General features: G+C 45.0%; 23 protein-coding genes and 1 tRNA gene. 17 read left to right on the top strand and 7 right to left on the bottom strand.

What is annotated here, in order from left to right; all coding sequences use genetic code 11:
- Positions 1–10 precede the first annotated feature (10 nt).
- The 5 genes from HDC91_RS14805 to HDC91_RS14785 all read left to right on the top strand — a co-directional run bounded on the left by HDC91_RS14805 (position 11) and on the right by HDC91_RS14785 (position 3,768).
- Positions 11–496: a DUF3347 domain-containing protein gene (locus tag HDC91_RS14805; RefSeq protein WP_183553418.1), complete on the top strand. Its 486-nt coding sequence runs from the start codon at positions 11–13 to the stop codon at positions 494–496.
- Between the two features lie 94 nt (positions 497–590).
- On the top strand, positions 591–983 hold the full coding sequence (locus tag HDC91_RS14800) for a hypothetical protein (RefSeq protein WP_183553416.1): 393 nt from the start codon (positions 591–593) through the stop codon (positions 981–983).
- Positions 984–1,041: 58 nt separating this feature from the next.
- Positions 1,042–1,542 carry a heavy-metal-associated domain-containing protein gene (locus HDC91_RS14795; RefSeq protein WP_183553414.1) on the top strand — a complete coding sequence of 167 codons (501 nt, stop codon included), beginning with the start codon at positions 1,042–1,044 and terminating at the stop codon, positions 1,540–1,542.
- Positions 1,543–1,563: 21 nt separating this feature from the next.
- On the top strand, positions 1,564–2,361 hold the full coding sequence (locus tag HDC91_RS14790) for a hypothetical protein (protein ID WP_183553412.1): 798 nt from the start codon (positions 1,564–1,566) through the stop codon (positions 2,359–2,361).
- A 9-nt stretch (positions 2,362–2,370) separates the two neighbouring features.
- Positions 2,371–3,768: a hypothetical protein gene (locus tag HDC91_RS14785; RefSeq protein WP_183553410.1), complete on the top strand. Its 1,398-nt coding sequence runs from the start codon at positions 2,371–2,373 to the stop codon at positions 3,766–3,768.
- A 91-nt stretch (positions 3,769–3,859) separates the two neighbouring features.
- Here HDC91_RS14785 and HDC91_RS14780 read toward each other — a convergent pair whose 3' ends face one another.
- Positions 3,860–5,686 (bottom strand): FAD-dependent oxidoreductase, encoded by a 1,827-nt coding sequence (locus HDC91_RS14780; protein ID WP_183553408.1) that lies wholly within the window; start codon positions 5,684–5,686, stop codon positions 3,860–3,862.
- Positions 5,687–5,771: 85 nt separating this feature from the next.
- Here HDC91_RS14780 and HDC91_RS14775 point away from each other — a divergent pair, with 85 nt between their 5' ends.
- From HDC91_RS14775 to HDC91_RS14745, 7 genes are all read left to right on the top strand, one after another.
- Entirely contained in the window at positions 5,772–6,299 is a 528-nt protein-coding gene (locus HDC91_RS14775; protein ID WP_183553406.1) for a YfiT family bacillithiol transferase, read from the top strand.
- 44 nt (positions 6,300–6,343) lie between these two features.
- Positions 6,344–6,679 carry a tRNA-binding protein gene (locus HDC91_RS14770; protein ID WP_183553404.1) on the top strand — a complete coding sequence of 112 codons (336 nt, stop codon included), beginning with the start codon at positions 6,344–6,346 and terminating at the stop codon, positions 6,677–6,679.
- Positions 6,676–7,050 (top strand): SdpI family protein, encoded by a 375-nt coding sequence (locus HDC91_RS14765; protein WP_183553402.1) that lies wholly within the window; start codon positions 6,676–6,678, stop codon positions 7,048–7,050. Before HDC91_RS14770 ends, HDC91_RS14765 begins: the two co-directional genes overlap by 4 nt.
- Entirely contained in the window at positions 7,050–7,523 is a 474-nt protein-coding gene (locus HDC91_RS14760) for a nucleoside deaminase (RefSeq protein ID WP_183553400.1), read from the top strand. Before HDC91_RS14765 ends, HDC91_RS14760 begins: the two co-directional genes overlap by 1 nt.
- Before the next feature lie 165 nt (positions 7,524–7,688).
- On the top strand, positions 7,689–8,300 hold the full coding sequence (locus HDC91_RS14755) for a superoxide dismutase (protein WP_183553399.1): 612 nt from the start codon (positions 7,689–7,691) through the stop codon (positions 8,298–8,300).
- A 131-nt stretch (positions 8,301–8,431) separates the two neighbouring features.
- Entirely contained in the window at positions 8,432–9,427 is a 996-nt protein-coding gene (locus HDC91_RS14750; RefSeq protein WP_183553398.1) for a zinc-binding dehydrogenase, read from the top strand.
- 4 nt (positions 9,428–9,431) lie between these two features.
- Complete coding sequence (locus HDC91_RS14745) at positions 9,432–10,445, top strand: ferredoxin--NADP reductase (protein ID WP_183553397.1); 1,014 nt, start codon at positions 9,432–9,434, stop codon at positions 10,443–10,445.
- Positions 10,446–10,478: 33 nt separating this feature from the next.
- Here HDC91_RS14745 and HDC91_RS14740 read toward each other — a convergent pair whose 3' ends face one another.
- The 6 genes from HDC91_RS14740 to HDC91_RS14715 form a co-directional block, all read right to left on the bottom strand.
- Positions 10,479–11,663, bottom strand: coding sequence for a PepSY domain-containing protein (locus tag HDC91_RS14740; RefSeq protein ID WP_183553396.1), 1,185 nt, complete (start codon positions 11,661–11,663; stop codon positions 10,479–10,481).
- A 3-nt stretch (positions 11,664–11,666) separates the two neighbouring features.
- Positions 11,667–14,111: a TonB-dependent receptor gene (locus HDC91_RS14735; protein ID WP_183553395.1), complete on the bottom strand. Its 2,445-nt coding sequence runs from the start codon at positions 14,109–14,111 to the stop codon at positions 11,667–11,669.
- Between the two features lie 200 nt (positions 14,112–14,311).
- Entirely contained in the window at positions 14,312–14,965 is a 654-nt protein-coding gene (locus HDC91_RS14730; RefSeq protein ID WP_183553394.1) for a hypothetical protein, read from the bottom strand.
- A gap of 139 nt (positions 14,966–15,104) precedes the next feature.
- Complete coding sequence (locus HDC91_RS14725; RefSeq protein ID WP_183553393.1) at positions 15,105–16,805, bottom strand: sodium/solute symporter; 1,701 nt, start codon at positions 16,803–16,805, stop codon at positions 15,105–15,107.
- A gap of 42 nt (positions 16,806–16,847) precedes the next feature.
- Complete coding sequence (gene xylA / locus HDC91_RS14720; protein ID WP_183553392.1) at positions 16,848–18,176, bottom strand: xylose isomerase; 1,329 nt, start codon at positions 18,174–18,176, stop codon at positions 16,848–16,850.
- 15 nt (positions 18,177–18,191) lie between these two features.
- Positions 18,192–19,718: a xylulokinase gene (locus HDC91_RS14715; protein ID WP_183553391.1), complete on the bottom strand. Its 1,527-nt coding sequence runs from the start codon at positions 19,716–19,718 to the stop codon at positions 18,192–18,194.
- Positions 19,719–19,895: 177 nt separating this feature from the next.
- Here HDC91_RS14715 and HDC91_RS14710 point away from each other — a divergent pair.
- The 5 genes from HDC91_RS14710 (at position 19,896) to HDC91_RS14695 (ending at position 22,435) form a co-directional block, all read left to right on the top strand.
- Positions 19,896–19,969: transfer RNA gene (locus HDC91_RS14710), tRNA-Asp, on the top strand.
- Between the two features lie 264 nt (positions 19,970–20,233).
- The gene (locus HDC91_RS14705) at positions 20,234–21,334 is read left to right on the top strand and encodes a site-specific integrase (RefSeq protein WP_255476736.1); all 1,101 of its coding nucleotides are present in this window, start codon (positions 20,234–20,236) and stop codon (positions 21,332–21,334) included.
- On the top strand, positions 21,335–21,463 hold the full coding sequence (locus tag HDC91_RS20040; RefSeq protein ID WP_255476735.1) for a hypothetical protein: 129 nt from the start codon (positions 21,335–21,337) through the stop codon (positions 21,461–21,463).
- 44 nt (positions 21,464–21,507) lie between these two features.
- Positions 21,508–21,780, top strand: a complete 273-nt coding sequence (locus tag HDC91_RS14700; protein ID WP_147321997.1) for a hypothetical protein — start codon at positions 21,508–21,510, stop codon at positions 21,778–21,780.
- 4 nt (positions 21,781–21,784) lie between these two features.
- Positions 21,785–22,435, top strand: coding sequence for an AAA family ATPase (locus tag HDC91_RS14695; protein ID WP_117392385.1), 651 nt, complete (start codon positions 21,785–21,787; stop codon positions 22,433–22,435).
- The last annotated feature ends 18 nt before the right edge of the window (positions 22,436–22,453 follow it).

Here is a 22,453-nt window from a genome sequence, read left to right as displayed (position 1 = left end):
TATATCAATTATGAAAAAGGCATTTTTAAGCATGTTAATTGTGCTATCCATCATCGTGGCAAAAGCACAAAACACAGGTATCGATAAAATAACATCATCGTACATGGGTGTAAAAAACGCGTTGGTGGGCAGCAATGCCCCGCTTGTGAAAACACGTTCGGCTGAATTGCTTGCCGCCCTTTCTGCACCGGTTAAAGGCTTGCAGCCCGGCCAACAGAAACTAATGACCACTTACCTGCAGAAGCTGAAATTTGATAGCCGCCACATGAGTGAAAATGGTGCTTTAGATCACCAGCGCGAACATTTCGAAAACCTGTCTAAAAACATGTACGCCTTACTATCGGGCTTGAAGCTGAATAGTACCACTATTTACCAGCAATATTGCCCTATGAAAAAAGCCGCATGGTTAAGCGAAACCGAAGAAATACGCAATCCGTACTATGGCGATGATATGCTGGAATGTGGTAAGGTAACCGCTACTTTAAAAGGACAATAGTACTTAACCGTATTGATCTTAATTAAACAAATTATTTCATAGATAATTGAATTAAGTGTTTGAAATCAGATACTTAATACTGTATTTTTGTACTATGTTAAAAAAGGCAGGCGTATTGATCTTGGTATTGATGTACATGGTTACATCATCGGGCTTTGCCATTAACTTACATTACTGCGGCAACAAGGTTGTTGCAATAAAAGTAAATACCCCGCCAAAAAGCTGCGCCAAGCCTCTTGCAAGCAATAAAATGAAGTGCTGCAAGGACACCAAGGTTGACGTAAAAGTTAAAGACAGCCACGAAAGTCAGCCCAATTCATCGATACCTAAAAGCACAACTGTTGATTTGCCGGGGCTATCTCTGGGCGATTTTTTAATGCCGGCCCAGCAGGTATTGGTTGATTTGCTTTTTGATCGCGCTCCGCCCGATGTGGCTCCGAAGCAAAATGTGCCGGTGTTTATCAAAAATCGAACTTTGAAGATCTGATAGTTAGTTATATCCCATTAGAGTTAACTTATCAATTTCAAATTCAATTTTTACAGTCATGAAGACGTTTAAAATATCCATATTACTTTTTATAGCAACCATTACGGCTGCTAAAGCTCAGTTCACCAAAGCCGAATTGCAAGTTAGTGGTTTAACCTGCTCGCTTTGCGCGCGCACTACCGAAAAATCATTAAAGGCACTGCCTTTTGTAAGCGAGATCAAACCCGACCTGATCCGCAACGTTTACTTTATCACCTTTAAAAATGATGTGCCGGTAGATTTTGAGCAGATCAGCAAAAAGGTCAGGAGTTCGGGCTTTTCGGTAAATTATTTAAAAACCACTTTTAATTTTGACAACACCACGGTTGCCGATAACGCGTTTACCTACGGCGCCAATAATTATAAGCTTTTAAACGCCGACAAGCCGCTTACAGGCCCGGTAGTTTTAACTATTGTCGATCAGGGTTTCGCGCCAAAATCCATTACCAAAAAGCACCTGGGTAAAAATCCCGAAGAAGTGCCCACCGCAACAGGCCGCACCTATCATTTAGCTATATAAGCGCTCATAAACATTTAATTTATGAGAGTTATTTTATTGGCTTTTTGCCTTACGGCATTGGCATGCGCTGTACATGCGCAAGAATTATATGTAAATACCGAACCTGCCAGCAACATGGCTGCACATTCGCTTGGTATAAGGCTGGAAAATCAGGGCTTTAATTCATTAGCGTTTAAAAATCGCACAACATTAGAAGCGATGTACGGCGTAAGCGGTAAGCTAATGATGCACGGGGCGTTATATACGTCAAATTTTCAGCAAAACAGCCAGCGTTTTGAGGGGGGCAGCATTTACGGAAAATACAGGTTTCTATCCGTTGATACGGTTCAGGCGCATTTTCGGGGAGCCGTTTTCGCAAAGGCAGCCGTAAGCCGCAGCCCCTACACTATGCAGGAGATAGCCTTTGAGGGCGATAACTCGGGCTTGCAGGCGGGCATGGTGTTTACGCAATTGCTGCATAAACTGGCATTTTCAGGTTCGGCAAGCTATTTACGCGGAATAGACAATGCCAATACTTATGGCGAAGTTACAGGCGCAAAGTCGGCCCTGGCGTATACTATAAGCGCCGGCTATTTGCTGTTGCCAAAGCGGTATACCAGTTATAAGCAGGTAAACTTAAACCTGTATGCCGAGTTGCTGGGCAAAACCAATCCCGGCTATGCGCAAAGCTATGTTGATGTAGCCCCGGCCGCGCAGCTGATATTCAACAGTGTTTGCCGGCTCGATATATCCTATCGTACCCCTTTATACAATAACATGCTGCGCAACAGTGCCAATATGTACCTGGTACGGTTCGAGTACAATTTTTTTAACTTATAAATATCAACCATGAAAAATTATATCACATTGTTTGGTATGCTGATGCTGGCGGTAAACGTCAATGCGCAGCAAATGGATCACATGCAACATGATAATACAAAAAACGCCAAACCGCACGATCATGCTAAAATGATGGCGGCGATGGGCAACGATACTACCCGCTATATGGGGATGAGCAGTCAGTTTTCATTAGACCTGCCGATGAACCGCGATGGCTCGGGCACCTCGTGGTTGCCCGATGAAACGCCGATGTACATGTATATGGTACACGGGAGAAAGTGGATGCACATGTTTCACGGAAGCTTTTTTGCACGCTATAACAAGCAGGACCTGTTTAACAAGGGCCAGCGTGGAGATAGTAAATTTGATGTGCCAAACTGGTTTATGTATATGGCTCAGCGTAAGGTAGGAAGCAACGGTTTGTTTGCTGTGAATACCATGTTTTCGTTTGATCCTTTCACCGTTGGCGCGGGCGGATACCCGCTGCTGTATCAAACCGGCGAATCGTATAAAGGCAATAAACTGGTAGACCGTCAGCATCCGCATGACTTGTTTGCCGAACTAAGTGTAGCTTACACCCACCGGCTAGCTAAAAATACCGACATTTCGCTATCGGTAGGGATGCCCGGTGAGCCTGCGCTCGGTCCGCCCGTGTTTATGCACCGTATCTCGGCCATGAATAACCCGGATGCACCCCTGAGCCATCATTATGCAGATGCCACGCACATTACCTTTGGTACAGCCACGCTGGGTTTACGCTACAAAAATGTGAAGCTGGAGGGCTCAGTTTTTACAGGCCGCGAACCTGATGAGCACCGGTACGATTTTGATAAGCCCAGGTTTGATTCATACTCGGTGCGCCTGTCGGTAAACCCGTCCAGGGAATGGGCGTTACAGGTTTCAAACGGTTGGCTGCACAGCCCCGAAGAAGCCGAACCCCAGGATAATGTGAACCGATTTACCGCATCGGCCATACACACCAAAATGCTGGGCAATAACAGCTACGTAGCCACCACCCTGGTATATGGGCAAAACCGGCATCACGGCAAAACGCAGCCCGCTATATTGCTTGAGAACAGCCTGCAATTAAACAAAACCGCCATTTACAGCCGTTACGAATATGTGCAAAAGGATGCAGGCGAGATGGATCTGGATGCATTATTCCCGGGCGACCCTAATTTTAACATTAACGCCATAACCCTGGGGGCAAACCGTATACTAACCACCGTTAAGCAAACCAACCTTACCTTGGGGCTTCAGGCAACACTCAATGCCTCGCCCAAAGCGCTAAGGCCATTATATGGCGATGCTCCGGTTGGTTTCCAGGTGTACCTGCGTATTACGCCCTCACTGATGAAAATGGGCGGTGCAAAACACAAAATGGATCATGATATGATGGATATGTAATATAAAAGGCGCGAAAGCGCCTTTTATTCTTCCACTAAAAGAAAACTTTATTAACAGCTCAGTCAATCAGCCGTTCAACAATCGCTTCATGTTAATTAATAAATTTTCCGCTCATATCCACCTTGCGCGCAAAGGGGTTAAAAAAGCGGTTGGCAAGTACAGCAAACTCGCGGCGGGTAACCGGGCGAGTAGCGTCAAAACCGGTTGTAAATTTGTAATAGGTTTTCCATGTTTTCTGGATGCCATCCTGCAGGTTTTTCGGGTCGCGCAGGGTCATTTCGCTGATGTACGATAGCAGGTTACCTATGGTAAACAGTTCGCCCGGCTTCTCCCTATTAAACCATAAAAATGCCCGCGAGTATATCTCGTTTAAAAAGGGTTTTATTTCGGCGGTATGTACAACGCTGTCGGGCATAAACAACACCCGGGCGCTGTTGCCATTTGGCTTTTGTATGCCTTGCAATAAACCGGTGGCGCCTATCTGCTGTATGGCGCGGTAATCCCAGTCGTTGGTTTTAATATCGGCAAAGGGCATCAGCATACCTTTAAAGTCAAGTATCTCGCCCTGAATGATGCGTGGTTTTAAATTTTTGGTAGTGGTTTCAAAAAATATGCAGTAGGCTGCGGTGGCGCCAACGCCCTGCCCAAGTGTCATCTGTACGGACGGGTAACTGATACTGCTATTTACCAGGTGCGTAACTGACATAGCCTTTTCTGTAACCAGTAAATTCTCCTGTTCTTTAACAACAACCGCCCCCAGCGGGATAGAATAAGCCGGGAACGGCGGGTAATTGATGTGAGGTGCCCCCGGTATACTGTAATGTTGCCCCGGCAAGGCATCGCCCACGGCAATACTGGTGCGGTATAGCTGCGAGCCGCGGGTATAGGGTGTATAAATATCGTCAAGCACCATACGCACCATCCCAGCCGCCCGGCGGTTCTCGCGGATCAACGGCAAATAAGGGAGATGGTCGGCCGTTTTAAAATCATCAGTAAGGCCAAGGTTTTTAAAACCGAGGCGGGTTTGCAGGTAATAAATAAGCCCCAGTGTGCGTAGTTTTGCCTTTTTGAATGTGGCCTCGCGGTTTTCCGGATTCAGGTCGTTGCTGGTTACAGGGTATTGATTTGCGCAGTCGCTCCAATTGATCAGGTATTTATCATTTGGCAACTTGGCCGATGCCAGCATTTTTTTGATATCGGCGTTTTTTAGGCAAGCGTATTGCGTTGCATCATAGCCCGCAGGTTGGGGGATGGTACGATCAATACCACGGCCATAATCTTTTAAAATTGCCAGATAACTGATATCCTGTATCTGGTTGGTGGCATTTTGGGGTGCCAGTTCCTCTTTTGTATCGGTACGGCTATCAAACCCCGCTGTTAGTAATACGCCGGCAGCTGCGGCTACATCGCCCAGTTCGGTAGCATCAACCACCAGTTTAGCTTTTATGGTCACCGCCTTGCCGCTCTGCATAATGGTGATCTCCCAGCCTGTGCCATCTTTTTTTACAGCTGTAAAAGGCGTGTTCATCTTAACGGTGAGGTTTTTAACCGTATCGGTTATGCGTTTAAGTATCGCCGCGCCGGTGTAGGGTTCAAATACCAGCGGGGCGTTTGTGGTGGTATCGTACCCCAGGCGTGGTTTATAAAATTCGCGTACGTGATTTTTAAATTCAGCGTAGATTCCCGATGCTAAGGTGCGGTTACCTTCCAGTATACACATCCCGCCGCTGGTCATGCTGCCGCCAAGCCAGGGGCCGGGTTCAATCAGCATCGTCTTAATTTTGCTGCGGGCACTTTGTATGGCTGCCGCCACGCCGCTTGCACCGCCGCCTACAACTAATACATCGGTACGTATAGTTTCGGCAAAGCCGGTAAAACATTTAAAGAACAGTAATAGCAGGAGTAATTTTTTATACATCTTAAAGCAAAATAACACTAAAACGCTAATTTAGCCCAATTCCTTATGGAATAACAAAAATTTAGATACATCCTAACCAAAGACCATGACAGACGAGCAAATGCGTTACCCCATAGGGAAGTTTGTGGCGCCGGTATCATACACAGACGATGCCATGCGCCGCTGGATACATGATATCGCAACATTGCCAGGCCGCGTACGTGAAGCCATTATAGGGCTTAATTATAACCAGCTTGACACCCAATACCGTGTCGGCGGCTGGACGTTGCGGCAAGTAGTACACCACCTGGCTGATAGCCACATGAACTCGTTATGCCGCTTTAAGCTGGCCCTCACCGAAGATACCCCAACCATTAAACCTTATGACGAAACAGGCTGGGCCCTGCAGCCCGATTACCGCCTGCCGGTTGAGCCATCGCTAAAAATGCTCGACGGTATCCATCAGCATATGGTGGCCCTTTTTGAGAGTTTTACCGAAGATCAATGGAACCGCACATTTATACACCCCGAGTCGGGCAGCGTTACGCCGCTAAAAAAGAATCTTGCGTTGTATGCGTGGCATGGTAATCATCATTTAGCCCACTTAACCGAAACGGTTAAGAAGTTTAGATAAGTGTGAATCCGCATAATCAACATCCACCCGCTACCTTTGCATTTATGGAAACCATATCCTGGAATGATTTTGAAAAAGTGGAACTGCGTGCCGGTACTATACTTGAGGTAACCGATTTCCCCCAGGCCCGTAAACCTGCGTATAAACTTAAGGTAGATTTTGGGCCGCTGGGCATTAAACAAAGCAGCGCGCAGATCACCAAACATTACACAAAAGAGGAGTTGCCGGGCAGGCAGATACTGGGGGTAATTAATTTCCCTAAAAAACAGATAGCCAATTTTATGTCGGAGTTTTTGGTTACCGGTATGGCCGACGAGAACGGCGACATTGTGCTAACTGCAATAGATAAACCTGTGCCCAACGGCAGCAAGCTGATATGATATTTGTAAACTGGATAATAGGCCCGCACCTGATAGGTTTGATATTTATATTGGCAGGTATGATACAAAAGCGTTATCCGCCTAAAGAAATAAATAGCCTTTATGGTTACCGCACCGCCTTGTCTATGAAAAATCAGCAAAATTGGGATGAGGGTAACCGTTATTCCACCGCGCTGATCATTAAATGCGGTTGGGCGCTGGTAGTAGCCGGGCTTGTTATAACAGGGTTATTAAAGCTGGTAATGTTAAGCGCCCAAATAACAGCGCTTATAAAAGTCGGTTTGATGCTGGCAGGTGCTTTTGTTACGGTCATCATACTTTTCAGGGCTACCGAAAAACATTTAAAGAACAAATTTGAACAAAACACCTGATGCGATACGTAAACTTTGGCGATGAGCAGCCCGCCATTTCGCCCGACGAGTTTTTTATGAATGAGGCGCTAAAAGAAGCTCGCCTTGCTTTGCAGGAGGATGAGATACCTATTGGCGCGGTTGTGGTGTGTAAGGGGCAGATCATTGGCCGTGGTCATAACCTTACCGAGCGGCTTAACGATGTATCGGCCCATGCCGAAATGCAGGCCCTGACAGCGGCTGCTAATTATATGGGCGGTAAATACCTGCCCGAGTGTACGCTGTATGTTACTTTAGAGCCTTGCGTAATGTGCGCCGGTGCAAGCTACTGGTTCCAGATAGGGCGCATAGTTTTTGGCGCGTACGATACCAAACGCGGTTTTGGCCGGCTTAACCAAGCCATCACTCACCCAAAAACCTTAATAACCGGCGGTATATATGAAAACGACTGCGCGCAGCTGGTGAAAGATTTTTTTAAGGGAAAGAGGAAGTAGTAGTCAGAAATTCCGATGTCCGAAAGTTGGAAAGACGAAATTTTCCTGCCGCTGTTTTTCCAACTCCCTTAACAAAAACTTGACATTGATATAGAACAATTACCTGTCTCAACCCTTATATTTGCTACATCACACACGAAAGTTTTAACCTTAAATTTTAATATTATGGCATTTACACTACCGGCGTTACCATACGCTACCGATGCTCTGGAACCGCACATTGATAAAGCTACGATGGAAATTCACCATGGTAAGCACCACCAGGCTTATGTTACCAATTTAAACAAGGCCTTAGAAGGTAAACCGGAGGCTGATGGTAATATTGAAGACATCATCAAAAATATTTCGAAGTTCCCGACCCCCGTGCGCAACAACGGTGGCGGCCACTATAACCACTCTTTATTCTGGACCATATTATCGCCGAACGGTGGTGGCGAGCCTGCGGGCGCGTTAGCTGATGCTATCAAAAGCACTTTCGGTTCGTTTGCCGATTTTAAAACTAAGGTATCAGAAGCAGGTGCTACCCGTTTTGGATCGGGCTGGGCGTGGCTAATTGTAACTGCCGATAAAAAGCTGGCAATAACCTCGACACCAAACCAGGACAACCCCTTAATGGATATTGCCGAAGTAAAAGGCACACCAATTTTGGGTATCGACGTATGGGAACACGCGTATTACTTAAAATACCAGAACCGCCGCCCCGATTACCTGGCCGCTATCTGGAATGTGATTAACTGGAACCACGTTTCGGAATTATATACAAAAGCCATTGCTTAAACCCACAAACCCTGAGCTAATGGCGAGGGTTTAAATACAGAAGCGGCAGTTGGAAACAATCTGCCGCTTTTTTTATTTTTATTTTACACACCACGCCGTAGCCCGCAATGGCGTGGATTGACTATTACACTATGAAAGCCGTTGTATTAGAATCCGCAGAAAACCCTCTGGTTATAAAAGATGTTGCCAAACCCACGCCCGGCGCGGGCGAGGTATTGGTGCAGGTAAAAGCTGCTGCCTTAAACCGCCGCGACTGGTGGATAACCCAGGGCAAGTATGCCGGAATAAAATATCCAACCATACTGGGCGCTGATGGTGCAGGAGTGGTAAGTGATGCCGGTGATGGCGCTGAAGAATGGCTGGGTAAAGAGGTGATCATTAACCCATCACACAACTGGGGCGAACATGCGGAGTTTCAATCGAAAGAATTTAAAATACTGGGCTTGCCCGATGATGGCACTATGGCCGAATATGTTTTGGTAAAAGCGGAATACTTATTTCCAAAGCCATTACATTTAACATTTGAGCAGGCCTCGGCACTGCCTTTAGCGGGGCTGACATCGTACCGCGCGTTATTTACAAAAGCACATATTAAAAAGGGCGATAAGGTGCTGATCGTTGGTGTAGGCGCAGGCACGGGCACTTTTTTGCTGCGATTTGCTTTGGCCGCCGGCGCCAAGGTTTTTGTAACATCAGGCACCGGCGAAAAGATAGAACAGGCCAGGCAGCTCGGCGCCTGCGCGGGTGTAAATTACAAAGCGCAGGATTGGGCGCAGGAGCTAAAGCATTTTGCGGGAGGAGGCTTTGATGTTATTGTTGACAGCGCGCTTGGCCCTGATTTTGCCAGGATGCCCGATCTTTGCAACCCCGGCGGGCGCATAGTATTTTTTGGCGGTACAGCGGGTAATATCCCTGAATTAAATGCCCGGCCTATATTCTGGAAACAATTACAGATCATAGGGACGACGATGGGCACACAACAGGATTTTGAAGCCATGCTTGACTTTGTTAATTTACATAAAATAGTACCGGTGGTTGATGAAGTGTACCCTTTAGCAGATGCTCAAAAAGCTTTTGATAAAATGGGCGCCGCAACGCAGTTCGGTAAAATTGTGATCAAGATCTGAGCTGATGCTGCAATTAAGAGTTGATGAAATAAAATGGGAACTGCCCGATACGGCCACATTTTACCTTGTTGAAGCGCAGGGCCGCCACGTGGCATATAGCGCCGGGCAATTCCTTACACTGGTATTTAACCATCATAACGAGGAAGTACGGCGATCGTACTCGTTAAGCTCTTCGCCTGATGAAGACCGGCTGGCTATAACTGTTAAACGGGTTAGCAATGGCGAAATATCGCGTTTTCTGCTCGCAAAAGTTAAGGTAGGGGATGTGTTATATGCGGCCGAACCCGCGGGAGTCTTTACCGTTACCGGGCATCAGCCTGAAAAGGACATTTTGTTGTTAGCTGCAGGGAGCGGAATTACACCCATATTCTCGATTATTAAGTATATCCTAAAACGCGCCGGAAAGAGCAAGCTGCACCTGATCTACAGTTGTCAGGATAGTAACTCCGTTTTGTTCGAAGCAGAGTTGAATACTTTACAGGTGCTACATCCGGATAGGTTAAACATTACTTACTTGTTGAGCAGCAATGCCAAGCGGCTTACCAATATTATGGTTGAGCAACTGGTAAACATGCAATTGGAATTTGACAGGAATAAAGCGGAATTTTACCTTTGCGGGCCCTTTGTGTACATGCGGATGATCATGCTTACCCTGCTGTATATGGGTATCGAACCAAGGCAGATACATAAAGAGAATTTTGTACTGGAAACTGTGCCCGTTACCGGCAGCCAAACCAATTATCCCCCCCGGAATATCAATATTAATTTCTATAACGAACAGCATAATATAGTAGCAGGCGAAAACCAATCCATATTGCAGGCTGCATTACAAAACAATATACCGTTGCCTTATAGCTGCCGCAGCGGGATCTGCTCGGCCTGTGTAGCGTTTTGCAAAACCGGCAGGGTAGAGATGGCCAAAAACGAAGTGCTTACCGATGATGACCTTGCCAAGGGGTGGATACTCACCTGCACGGGCCATGCGTTGACGGATGATGTGGAGATTGAGTATAGGTAAGTTTTACCTGTAATACTGATCGATAAAGCGGACTTAACCCTTTGTCTCTAAAACCATCCGCCTGTGGGTTTTGTGGTGCACGGCATTACGCGCTTTGCTTGTTTTAGATCTTGATTTTTTGCGCTTCCCTAACCAGATGATAAACCCGGTTACGGGCAGGCTGGCACAGATAAGGCTCGCCAAAAACGCGATGATCTTGGTGGTTAAACCGCCTATTTGGCCCACATGAATATCATAATTCATTTCGTTCAGTTTAAGGCCGGGGCTTTTTTTATTGTAGGCATATGTTTTTAGCAATTTGCCGTTGTACTTATCAAACTCATAACCACTGGCATATGCGTAATGCATTGATTTAGGATAAGCGCCCACACCAATAGCGCCCGAAATGGCCGGGTCGTTATGTATCAAAAACATTTCGGCTTTTGGCGATTGCTGCCTGGCATGTGCAAATGCGATATCAACAACCGGTTGTTTGGCAACCCCGGCTTTCTTAAGCGAATCTGACTTAGGCTCCGTTACTTCATCTTCATATCTGATATTCTTGCCAATGTTTGCCGTGTTATATATGGCTCTGCTCACCGGTTCAAATGCTATGGCCAGGCCGCTGATAGCAAGTATAACTGCTATGGATGTGGCATAAAAACCAAGTACGTTATGCAGATCATAGTTCACCCTGCGCCAGCGGCCGCCCCATTTAATAGTGAAGCTTCGCCTGCGGTCGGTTTTGCGTTTAGGCCACCACAAAATAAGGCCTGTTACCATAATCACCATAAAAATGATAACAGCTACCCCAACAACCCATTTACCTATAGCAGGCGGCAGCAATAAATACAGGTGTATATACTCAACAATAATAAAAAAGTTGGTCGCAGGGGTTTCGGTATGGGTAATTGTACCCGTGTAGGGGTTGATGAATATATAGATGTAACCCTCATTGCCCGTATTAGACAATACCGCAGCCGGCCTTTTTTCACCATAGTAATACATGTAATCAGGCGATGCCTTCGGGAATTTTTGTTTGGCAATATTGATCAGTTGAGATGGCTGCAGATAAGGCTTCCCATGCGACTCCACCCGGCGGTAATCGTGCAAAGCATCCTGTATCTCGTCCTGAAAGCAAAAAATACAACCCGTGATACTTACAATAAACACCACAAGCCCGGAAATAAATCCGAGCCAGCGGTGGCAAAAAAGCAAACCTTTTTTAAATGGGGTCATTACTTACAATTTATATGATGCACTTAAAACAAACTGGCGTAAACGTTGTGGGTTTACCGTTGTAAAACCGGTGTAGTAATGCTTGTCGGTAAGGTTATTGCCTGTTAACCCAATTCGATATTTTGGCCTGTCGAGATATATCGACGCATTTAGTAAGGTGTAAGATGGGAGTTCGAAAGTGCCCTCGCTAATGCTGTTTATGATCTTGTTGTTGCTGGCATAGTTTCCGCCAACGCCTACACCAAGGCCTTTAACAAAGCTTTGCGGTAAACGGTAGCTGATGTAAAGGTTGGCCAGGTAAGGCGACCCCGCAGTATTAGGGCGCAAGCCCTGTACATTATCTGCCGCCTTCGTAAATTTAGAATCGTTATATGAAAAGCCTGCTACAATATTTACAGCCGGTATGGGGTTGGCAACCAGTTCGGCCTCGAAACCCTGGCTCAACTGTGTGCCATCTTGAACCTGACCGAAAACCGGCGAATTGGGCAAGGGGCGCAATACATTGGTAACGTTAATGCGGTAATAGCTTATAGTACTGTTTAACTTGCCGTTAAATAACGAGGTTTTTATTCCACCTTCAATCTGGTTAGCGTTTTGCAAGTCGGCAACGGCAGGTTGGCCATCACCATTCGTATAAACACCAGGGTTAACAAACCCGTTCTGGTAATTGGCGAATAACGAAAGGGCCTCTTTTACCGGTTGATAGATCAACCCAAACTTTGGCGAATATGCAGTTTGATCAAAGGGTTTACTAACCTGTTCGCCATCTACGTTATACGAGCCTTTGTTCTCGTAGCGGTCTACCCGCACCCCAACCGAAGCGATGAGTTTATCGGTTAAGTTAAGCACGTCCGAAACGTAGGCGCTATACGTATTGGTTTTGTAAATATATGGATATGGCGTGCCCGGGTCTACGGCATCAACCGCTTGCTTGTTAAAATTGCCGTAATCAAAATTTGGATCGTTTATGGGGGCATAACCATATTGGTGGTCAAGGAAGATCTGGTGAGAGTTCTGGCGCTGAAAATCTAAACCGAACACAACACGGTTACGCATGCTGCCAATATTAAAATCACCATTGATGTTTTCCTGAACCTGGATAGCACCAAGCTTGCTGTTTGCGGTCGACTGGTCGTTACGCAGGATGTAGTTGCCTTCACCAGGCAGGTCTGGAGCATTGTAAGGCGCTGCCATAGCGATAGCGTCGGTTATCAGATAATAGTAAGGGCTCGGGCCATCAGAATAGCTATTTGATGATGAGAAGATGGTTTGCGAGGTGAACTTATCAGATATCTTATACTTAGCCTCTGCAAAGTAATTTAAACTGCGTGAGTATGAAGTTACATTATCGTTAGCGTAGGCCTGCTTATAGTCTATTTTTAACTGGTTAGCATTGGTAACACCAAGGTCTTTCGGGCTCGACCAGAAAAAGAAGAACGGCTTGGCCGAACTGCGGCCGTAGAACATTTCGGCCTCAAACAGGAAAGACAACCTGTCGCTTGCTTTTACAGAAAGGCTTGGGGCGAAGGCAAACGTGCGGTTTTTACCATAGTTTTGAAAACTGCCCTCGTAGCTGTACGCGCCGTTTAAACGGAAGGCGATATCAGAACCGAGAGGAGTGTTAACGTCAATTGTGGTGCGGTTTAGGTTATAACTGCCTACGGACTGACCAATTTCGGCCCCGAAAGTGCCATAAGGCTTTTTGGTGACCCTGTTTATTAACCCACCAAATGAGGTTACTGTGCTGCCGAATAAGGTAGCAGAGGGGCCTTTGATAACTTCGATCTTATCGATATTACCAGCGTCGATGCTGCTGGTTACCAAACCGGCTATACCGTTACGAACGCGCGTTTGCGTAGTAAAGCCGCGCAGTGTAAAATAACCGCCGCCATCGCCGGCCCGGCCTGTAGCATCCCACATTTTTTGAATGCCTGAAGCATTTTTTAAGGCATCCTCAACCGTAAATAATTGCTGTTCTTTGATCAGCTCGCTGCTGATAGTGGTATAGCTCTGGGCATTTTCCAGATTGTCCAATGGTATTTTACCTACATCGGTGCTCACCTTGCGCGTAAAACGGTTTGCCCTGTTAGCAATCACGTTTACTTCTGTAAGCTGCGATAAGCTGGCTTTTATTACTATCTGCGGTACCGTTACAGTTTGATTTGCAATAACAGTTACAGGTACTTCAACACGCTCTACACCCACATATGATATGATAATGGTGTAAGATCCTGAGGGTGCTTTAAAAGAAAATTCGCCGTTTGACCGGGTGGTTGTGCCATAGCCGGTACCTTCCAGGCCAATTGATACATTATCGGCAGGTTCGTTTTTTGTAGTTACTACTTTACCCTGAACAGTTCCTTTATTTTGAGCAAAAGATACGTTTGGTAAAAACATTGAAAGCAATGCACTTGATATTGCTAATACTGTAAGTTGATATTTGACCATTCCTTATTAAGACTAATTATAAATAATGGCCAAAAGTATACTAAGAATTTATGGTATCCAAATTATTTAGAATAATTATAAATAAGTGACTGAAATGGAGTGTTATATTGTTTGAAATGGAGGCCCTATGCTACCGCACAACAATCAAAAGGCCAGAGGTGCAAAACCTCCGGCCTTTTTTAAAGCGCTGTCAAGGGCTTCTACCTATTGCTAAACTCAATCAGCTTTATCATATCCTCAGTATTGTAAATACTCGTATGATTTTCCTTAATAAAGGCATCGATCTGGCTTGCTTTATCCGGAAATATTTTATCAAGCGATTTGAGGTTATTGATCTCGATAAACTCATTTCCTTTTTTGAGCCAGTAAATCACCTGATTGTTTATTTTATATCCTTTTTTAAGCTGCATATCATAGCTGCCGGGTTTTTGATTATCCTTTTTGACTATACCTATGGTACCGCCAATGGCACCGCTAACGCCTATCCCATCTGCCGAAGCTTTAACCGCTTTGCCTTTATATTGGGCAAATAAGCTAACAGGTGTTTTAGTAAGTTTTTCGTAGAATACTTTATTTGCCGGCACAAATACAAAGTTTTGGATCACAATACTGTCGATATTGCTAACATCATCAAGGATTAGTTTGTTACCGTTCTGGTCGAACATCATTTCCTGTGTAACGGTATTATAATCAAGGGATGCCTCTACGGTGGCGCCACCTTTTTGGAAAACGGTACCTGTTTTAAATTCGGGAAATATAAAAGGAGAAGTTGTTTGATTTGCGGTAGCCTGCGCAAAAGTGGCTGATGCACTAAGCAATATAGCAGCAGCGCTTAACAAAAATGTTTTTTTCAATTTATTAAAGTTTAAGGTTATGTATACGCCTTAGACGGTAAATTTAAGTATTGGTTTAAAATAATATAAATTCTTTTTGGCGAGATAAGCAAAAAAAAGCGGCTTTATGCAAGCCGCTCCGATATTCAGAGTTCCTATTTTACCAAAAGAACGAATATAAAGCCACTATAATACCACCTACTATGAGCGCCCCAGCAGTAAACGCACGCGATGTTTTAAACATCGAGGCATCAATTTCCAGTCCGTTGGTTTTAACGCCTTTGGCCTGGTCAATTTTTGAAATGATGATCATCCCTATCACGCAAAGCACAAACACAAAGCCCATACGGTCTATAAAGGGAATCTCGTATAGTTTGGTAACCTTATCATCCTGTAAGGCTTGTTTTGCAAAGCCATAAGGGTATAAAAAGCTAAGGTCGGCAAAGCGCGGAAGCAGTTTAAAGAACACCGAAAATATAAAGCCCCCTATGGTAGCAAATAAAGCCGCGTTAGACGATGCCTTTTTCCAGAAGAAGCCCAGGATGAACATGGCAAATATACCTGGCGATACAAAACCGGTGTACTCCTGTATGTATTGGAAGCCCTGCTTGCCTTCGCCCATTAAACGCTCGCCAATTACCAGCGACATTGCAACACCTAAGCCCATAGCTACCAAAACCGACCATTTACCCAATACCACTAACTTTTTTTCGGTGGCCTTGGTGTTGATGGCTTTTTTATAAACATCCAGTGTAAAAATGGTAGCTATACTGTTTGCCTTGCCGGCCAGCGAGGCTACTATCGCCGCTGTAAGCGCGGCAAACGATAAGCCCTTTAACCCGGCAGGTAAAAGGTTTAAAAGCGAAGGGTACGCTTTATTTACATCCACAACGCCCGATGAACTTAGCATCTCCTGGTGGAACATCCCCCGTTGATAAAGCACATAAGCTGCTATACCGGGCAATACCACTATAACCGGCATCAGTAGTTTTAAGAAAGCCGCAAACAGGATACCCGCGCGCGCTGTTTTAAGATCGGCGCCTAAGGCCCTTTGTGTAATGTACTGGTTGCAGCCCCAGTAGTTAAGGTTAACAATGATCATACCGCCTATTAAAACCGAAAGGCCCGGCATGTCCATATAATTTTCATTCTCTTTCTTAAATATCATATGGAAGTGTTCCGAGGCCTCGTTATGCAATATTTTTAGGCCCGAAAGGATGGAATGGTCGGCTGCGCCTTTTGTTAATTCGCCCAATGCTATGTACGTAGCGGCTAACCCGCCAAGTACCAATACAAACACCTGTATTACGTCGGTATAGCCAATTACCTTCATGCCGCCTAATGTTATAATAACAGCAAATACGGCTAAAGCAATTATACAGAAGTAAATATTTAAGCCTGATATACCGCTTATTGCCAATGCGCCCAGGTACAGGATAGACATAAGGTTAACCACGATATATAGCAACAGCCAGAAGATAGCCATAACCATAGCCACTGTGCCGTTATACCGCTGGTGCAAAAACTGCGGCATGGTAAATATTTTGTTCTTTAAATATATGGGGATAAAAAATATCGCTACGATAATGAGCGTTGCCGCCGCCATCCACTCGTATGTAGATATGGCAAGCCCCATTTTAAACGCGGAACCACTGGTGCCGATAAATTGCTCGGCAGAAATGTTAGATGCTATCAAAGATGCGCCTATAGCCCACCAGGTAAGCGAACCTTCGGCCAAAAAATAATCTTTTGAGGTTGCATCGGCATTGCGTTTACGCCTGTAAATCCAATACCCGTAAAAAGATACGATCAAAAAATAAATAAGGAAGACGATCTTATCGCCAAAGGTAAGAGAGTTCATTTATCTGGTTTAAATAGGTTTATAATCGGAGCTTAATAATAGTTATATATATCGGTTAATCAAATTTTCAAGGTACTCCTGTTTGCCGCTTATGGTTTCCGGCTCTCCATTTTTCACGGCATATTTCCGCAGGTCTTCTAACGATAACTTGCCCGCTTCAAAATCCTTACCCGCGCCGCTGTCGAAAGATGCGTAACGATCTGCACGTATTCTTTTGTATTCGGATTTTTGCAGGATATTATCAGCGATGACGAGGGCCCGCGCAAATATGTCCATCCCACCTATATGCGCGTAGAACAGATCGGCCGGGTCTGTAGAGTTGCGACGGATCTTGGCATCGAAGTTTATCCCGCCACCGCCAAAGCCGCCGGCCTGTAGTATGATCAGCATATATTCGGTAACCTCGGTAATGTCGTTCGGGAACTGGTCAGTATCCCAGCCGTTTTGGTAATCGCCGCGGTTGGCATCTATCGAGCCCAGCAGCCCGGCATCCGCGGCTACTTGCAGGTCGTGCTGAAAAGTGTGGCCTGCCAGTGTGGCGTGGTTAACCTCAAGGTTTAGTTTAAAATCGTCCATCAGGCCATATTTTTGCAGAAAGCCTAACACGGTTGCCGCGTCATAGTCGTACTGATGTTTGGTAGGTTCACAAGGTTTGGGTTCTATAAAGAAATTGCCATTAAAACCTTGTTTGCGGGCGTAATCTTTTGCGGTATGCAGGAATTTTGCAAGATGCTCCTGTTCGCGCTTCATATCGGTGTTTAGCAGGGTCATGTAACCCTCGCGTCCTCCCCAAAATACGTAGTTCGCGCCGCCAAGTGCGATAGTAGCGTCAATAGCCGCCTTTACCTGCGCGCCTGCATGGGCCAGTACATGAAAATTAGGGTTGGTTGCCGCCCCGTTCATATACCTGCGGTTGCTGAACAGGTTTGATGTGCCCCACAGCAATTTTACGCCGCTATCCTCCTGTTTTTGTTTAGCGTAGCCAACCATGGTCTGCAAGCGGCGCTCGTTTTCATTAATATCGTTTGTGTAATCAACTATGTCCACGTCGTGGAAACAATAAAATGGTAAATTCATTTTGGTGATAAACTCAAAAGCCGCGTCCATTTTATCTTTGGCGCGCTCAATGGCATCATCCTTAAGGCCCCACGGGAATATATGCGTTGGTTCGCCAAACGGGTCAGCGCCGTTACCACAGAACGAGTGCCAGTAAGCACAGGCAAAGCGCAAGTGATCTTTCATGGGTTTACCTGCTATTATCTTATCCGCATCGTACCAGCGAAACGCCAGCGGGTTATCTGATTGCGGCCCCTCGTACTTTATCTGCCCTATTCCCTTAAAAAACTCTTTTTCTCCGGTTACAATTCCCATAATTTTATTATTGAGTTATTGATTATTGAATGTTTCTACTTTCTGATCCTTATCTTCCTGCTTCCTTTGCAGGTGATTTTCAAGAATTTCTTTCCAATCCTGGTAGATGGGCTCAAATTTTTCGATATCCGTCGGCTCTATATACCCTACCCGTTCGGCTTTGTTAAACGCTTCGGCTTGCGATGGGTATATACCCGCGCCAATACCCGCGCCTAATGCTGCGCCCAGGCTGCCATCGTTGTTATAAAGCTCAACGGGCACCCCTGTGGCATTTACAAAAGTTTGAGCAAACAAGTCGCTTAAAAACATATTGCTTTTTCCGGCGCGAATAACGGTTGGGTGCATGCCATTTTCGCGCATGATATCCAACCCATACCTGAAAGCGCATGCAATACCCTCTTGTGCAGCCCTGAAAACATGTGCTGCTGTGTGCAAATTAAGGTCGATGTTATGCAGGTGCGCGCCAATTTGCTTGTTGTTCAGCATACGCTCGGCACCGTTGCCAAAAGGCATAATGCGCAGGCCGTTGCAACCCATTGGCGCTTGCTCTGCCATTGCGTTCATTTCCGCATAACTAAGCGATGCGCCGAAAGTGTTTTTTATCCAGCGATACAGGCTGCCTGTGCCGTTAATACACAACAATACGCCCAGGCGCTTACGTTCATTTGTATAATTAACATGTGCAAAAGTGTTTACCCGGGATTGTACATCGTAGGTAAGCTCACCGCTTACTCCATATATAACACCCGATGTGCCCGCGGTAGCGGCTACCTCGCCGGGTTTAAGCACGTTTAATGACAGAGCGTTGTTAGGCTGATCGCCTGCTTTATAAGTTACAGGGATTCCCGCGGTTAGCCCTAATAAAGCAGCGACATTGGTAGTTATCCTGCCATGCTCCGAAAATACGGGCATAACCGGTGGGAAGAGCTTTTCGCTGAAGTTAAAGTGCCTGATAATATCTTTTGACAGGCCATTATTTTGAAAATCGAAGAAGACACCTTCTGATAATGCCGAAGCCGAGGTGGTTATTTCGCCGGTAAGCTTCATGGCAATGTAATCGCCGGGAAGCATGATCTTATCTATCTGTGCATATATGTCCGGCTCATTTTTCTTAACCCATGCCAGTTTCGAGGCGGTAAAGTTGCCGGGCGAGTTAAGCATATGCGTTAAGCACTTTTCGGTACCGATATCCGCAAAGGCTTTGTCGCCAATTTCAACCGCCCGGCTATCGCACCAAATGATACTATCGCGCAGGATTTTTTGGTCCTTATCAACCAAAACAAGCCCGTGCATCTGGTAAGCAATGCCAATTGCTGAAATATTTTTGGGATCGTATCCGCCTTTTTTATGGCACAAAGTTAACGCCTGCCGGGTTTGCTGCCACCACATCTCAGGAGATTGCTCCGCCCAGCCGCTTTGCAGCGAAGTGATAGGCGACTCCTGGTCGGGGTAGGATGCGGATGCTACAATGGCCTGACTTTCAGCATCAACAACGCATACCTTTACCGACGAAGTGCCGATGTCGATGCCTAATAACAGCATGTTTTTTCTCTTTTAAAATTATGCAAGCAGAAATAATTGGTATGAAGAAACGAATTTAAATTAATTTTTGATAAAGTGTCTGTTTGACGTAAATAAAGCCAAAAAACAATTAAAAAGATATTTTTTTAAAAACAGCTTGTGTAAAACAAAAAGGTGCGTATATTTGCCATCCCAAACGGAGTGGTAGTTCAGCTGGTTAGAATACATGCCTGTCACGCATGGGGTCGCGGGTTCGAGTCCCGTCCATTCCGCTAAAAAGGTAACATTACCAAGCAAAACCCTTCAAATGATATCATTTGAAGGGTTTTTTGTTTTACGGCCAAGCCAAATTATTCAAGTTTTCGCAAGGAAAATGACAATAATTCGGGAGTTAATAGCCGAGCCACAAAACAACTCCCGAATTAACTGATATATATCTGTATATCAACCTGTTCAGTGATTGCGCATCTTGATTTCAAGTGACTTAATTAACAATTTTGTTCACTTTAAAAGCAAGTTAAAACAACATGAGAACTATGCTCGCCGTGCTTTTCTGCCTGAGAAAGCCTAAGAATTATGAATCAGGTTCAGCCCCTATTTATTTGCGCATCACTGTGGATGGCAAACGTACCGAAATTTCCATTGGCCGGAAATGTAATCCTGACCGCTGGGATATTGATACCGGCAGGGCGACCGGCAATAAAGAAGATGCCCGCTCCCTTAATGCTTTCATGAGCAGTATTGAGCATCAGCTTTACGAAATCCATAGACAGATGACTGCTGCCGATGAAACAGTAACGGTAGAAACCATTAAGAGTCGCTACACAGGTAAACTAGAACGTGCAAGAACCCTTGTGGCCATATTTGAAGACCACAATGAGAAGATGAAAGCTTTGATTGGGCATGAGTTTGAGAAAAGCACCTGGCAGCGTTACGAAACAGCTTTAATGCACACCAAGGATTTTATGCAATGGCAATATAATATTACTGATATCCCCGTTAGCAAGATCAACTTTGCATTCCTGAACGATTTTGAATACTACCTTCGGACTGTCCGTAAGTGCGCCAATAATTCTGCTATAAAATATATTAAGAACCTCGGTAAGATCGTGCGGATCTGTCTGGGTAATGGCTGGCTGACAATCGATCCATATCTGAATTATAAGCCACGTACCCAAAAGGTTTACAGGCAGGTACTCGACACTAAAGAGCTTGACCGGTTGACAAAAAAGAAAATCCCGAACGCACGCTTACGCACGGTAAGGGATATTTTTGTTTTCAGTTGTTACACGGGGCTGGCCTACGTTGATGCACGAAAGCTTAAACGTTCTGAACTGGTAAAAGGAATTGACAACAAAACCTGGATATATACCCAGCGCCAAAAAACAGATACACTTTCCCGTATCCCTGTCTTACCTGTGGCAGCAGGTATTATTCGCACCTACGATAAGCATCCGCAATGTATCGCTGAAAACCTATTATTACCTGTTATGAGTAATCAAAAAATGAATGCTTACTTAAAAGAACTTGCAGGTATTTGTGATATTGAAAAGGAACTCACTTTTCATATTGCCCGCCACACGTTTGCCACTACCGTTACCCTAAATAATGGTGTACCCATTGAAACGGTATCTTAAATGATGGGGCATACCAGCATCAAGACCACGCAGATATATGCCAAAGTTTTGGATCATAAAATCAGCGAAGACATGTCGCAATTAGAGGCTAAACTGTTACCAAAGAAACGTGTAGCCAAGACCGCCTAAATATCAACATTCATAATTCTTAATATTTCAATTTTTATATTTGTATGAGAACATTCCGTCAAACCATGAGTAACAACGCAGCAATCGACTTACGTTTAAAATCCTTTTTTGATCTATCAGAAGAAGAAAGGCAGGAACGACTTAGGCCGACCTACGAAGCGATGAAAAAGGAAAAATTTGCTAAAGGTGGTTACATCACATATTACGATCCCTCTGTTTGCCCAACTACGTCCCATGCGGTACACGAATACGTTGACCGCAAGGACTTGATGTGGATGGACGATAAATATCAGGAACACTTTATAAAAACCCTTTAATCTTATGTCAAACCCGCAACTATTATTTGTCGCGGGGCCAAATGGAGCGGGAAAATCGACTTTCTCTAAAGATTTGTCGAAACCTGGTGCCATTATTTTTGACGTGGACAAAGTTGTTGCACAGATAGAGGCCCAATCACCTCATATGCCTAAACGACGCATATATGAGGAAGCGACTAAAGATTTTTTTAGACAGGCGAATACCGCTGTTAAAGATAGACGGCATTTTACTTTGGAAACAAATTTCAGAGACGAATCATTGATGGATGTTGTTGCTCATTTTAAAGCGCACGGTTATGCCACCCAGTTGATTTATTTGACTTTAGATAGTATTGAGCAATCTGTTTTCCGTGTGAATGAAAGAGTTAAAAACGGTGGACATTTTGTAGATATAAAAAACATTCAACAGAACTACGATTTAGGGTTGGAATATATCGAACGGTTTGCCGATCACTTTGATAACGTAGAGATCGCTGATGCTTCAAAAAGTAACCAACATTTTCGTTCCTTGCTTAGCATCCAAAATCGAAGCGTTGTTTATCAAAGTATTAATATACCCGAAAAGTTTGTCGATCGGATAAACTCTATTGTCGAGAAATTCATACCACCTTCGCCTACACAAGAATTGCGACCTTACAGAGGCCCAAGTCGTTAACATACTTCCTGTCAGCCG

This window comes from Mucilaginibacter sp. AK015 (assembly GCF_014200785.1).
Taxonomy (GTDB): domain Bacteria; phylum Bacteroidota; class Bacteroidia; order Sphingobacteriales; family Sphingobacteriaceae; genus Mucilaginibacter.
Note: the sequence above shows the minus strand (reverse complement) of the source record. Positions and strands in the feature narration are given on the sequence as shown.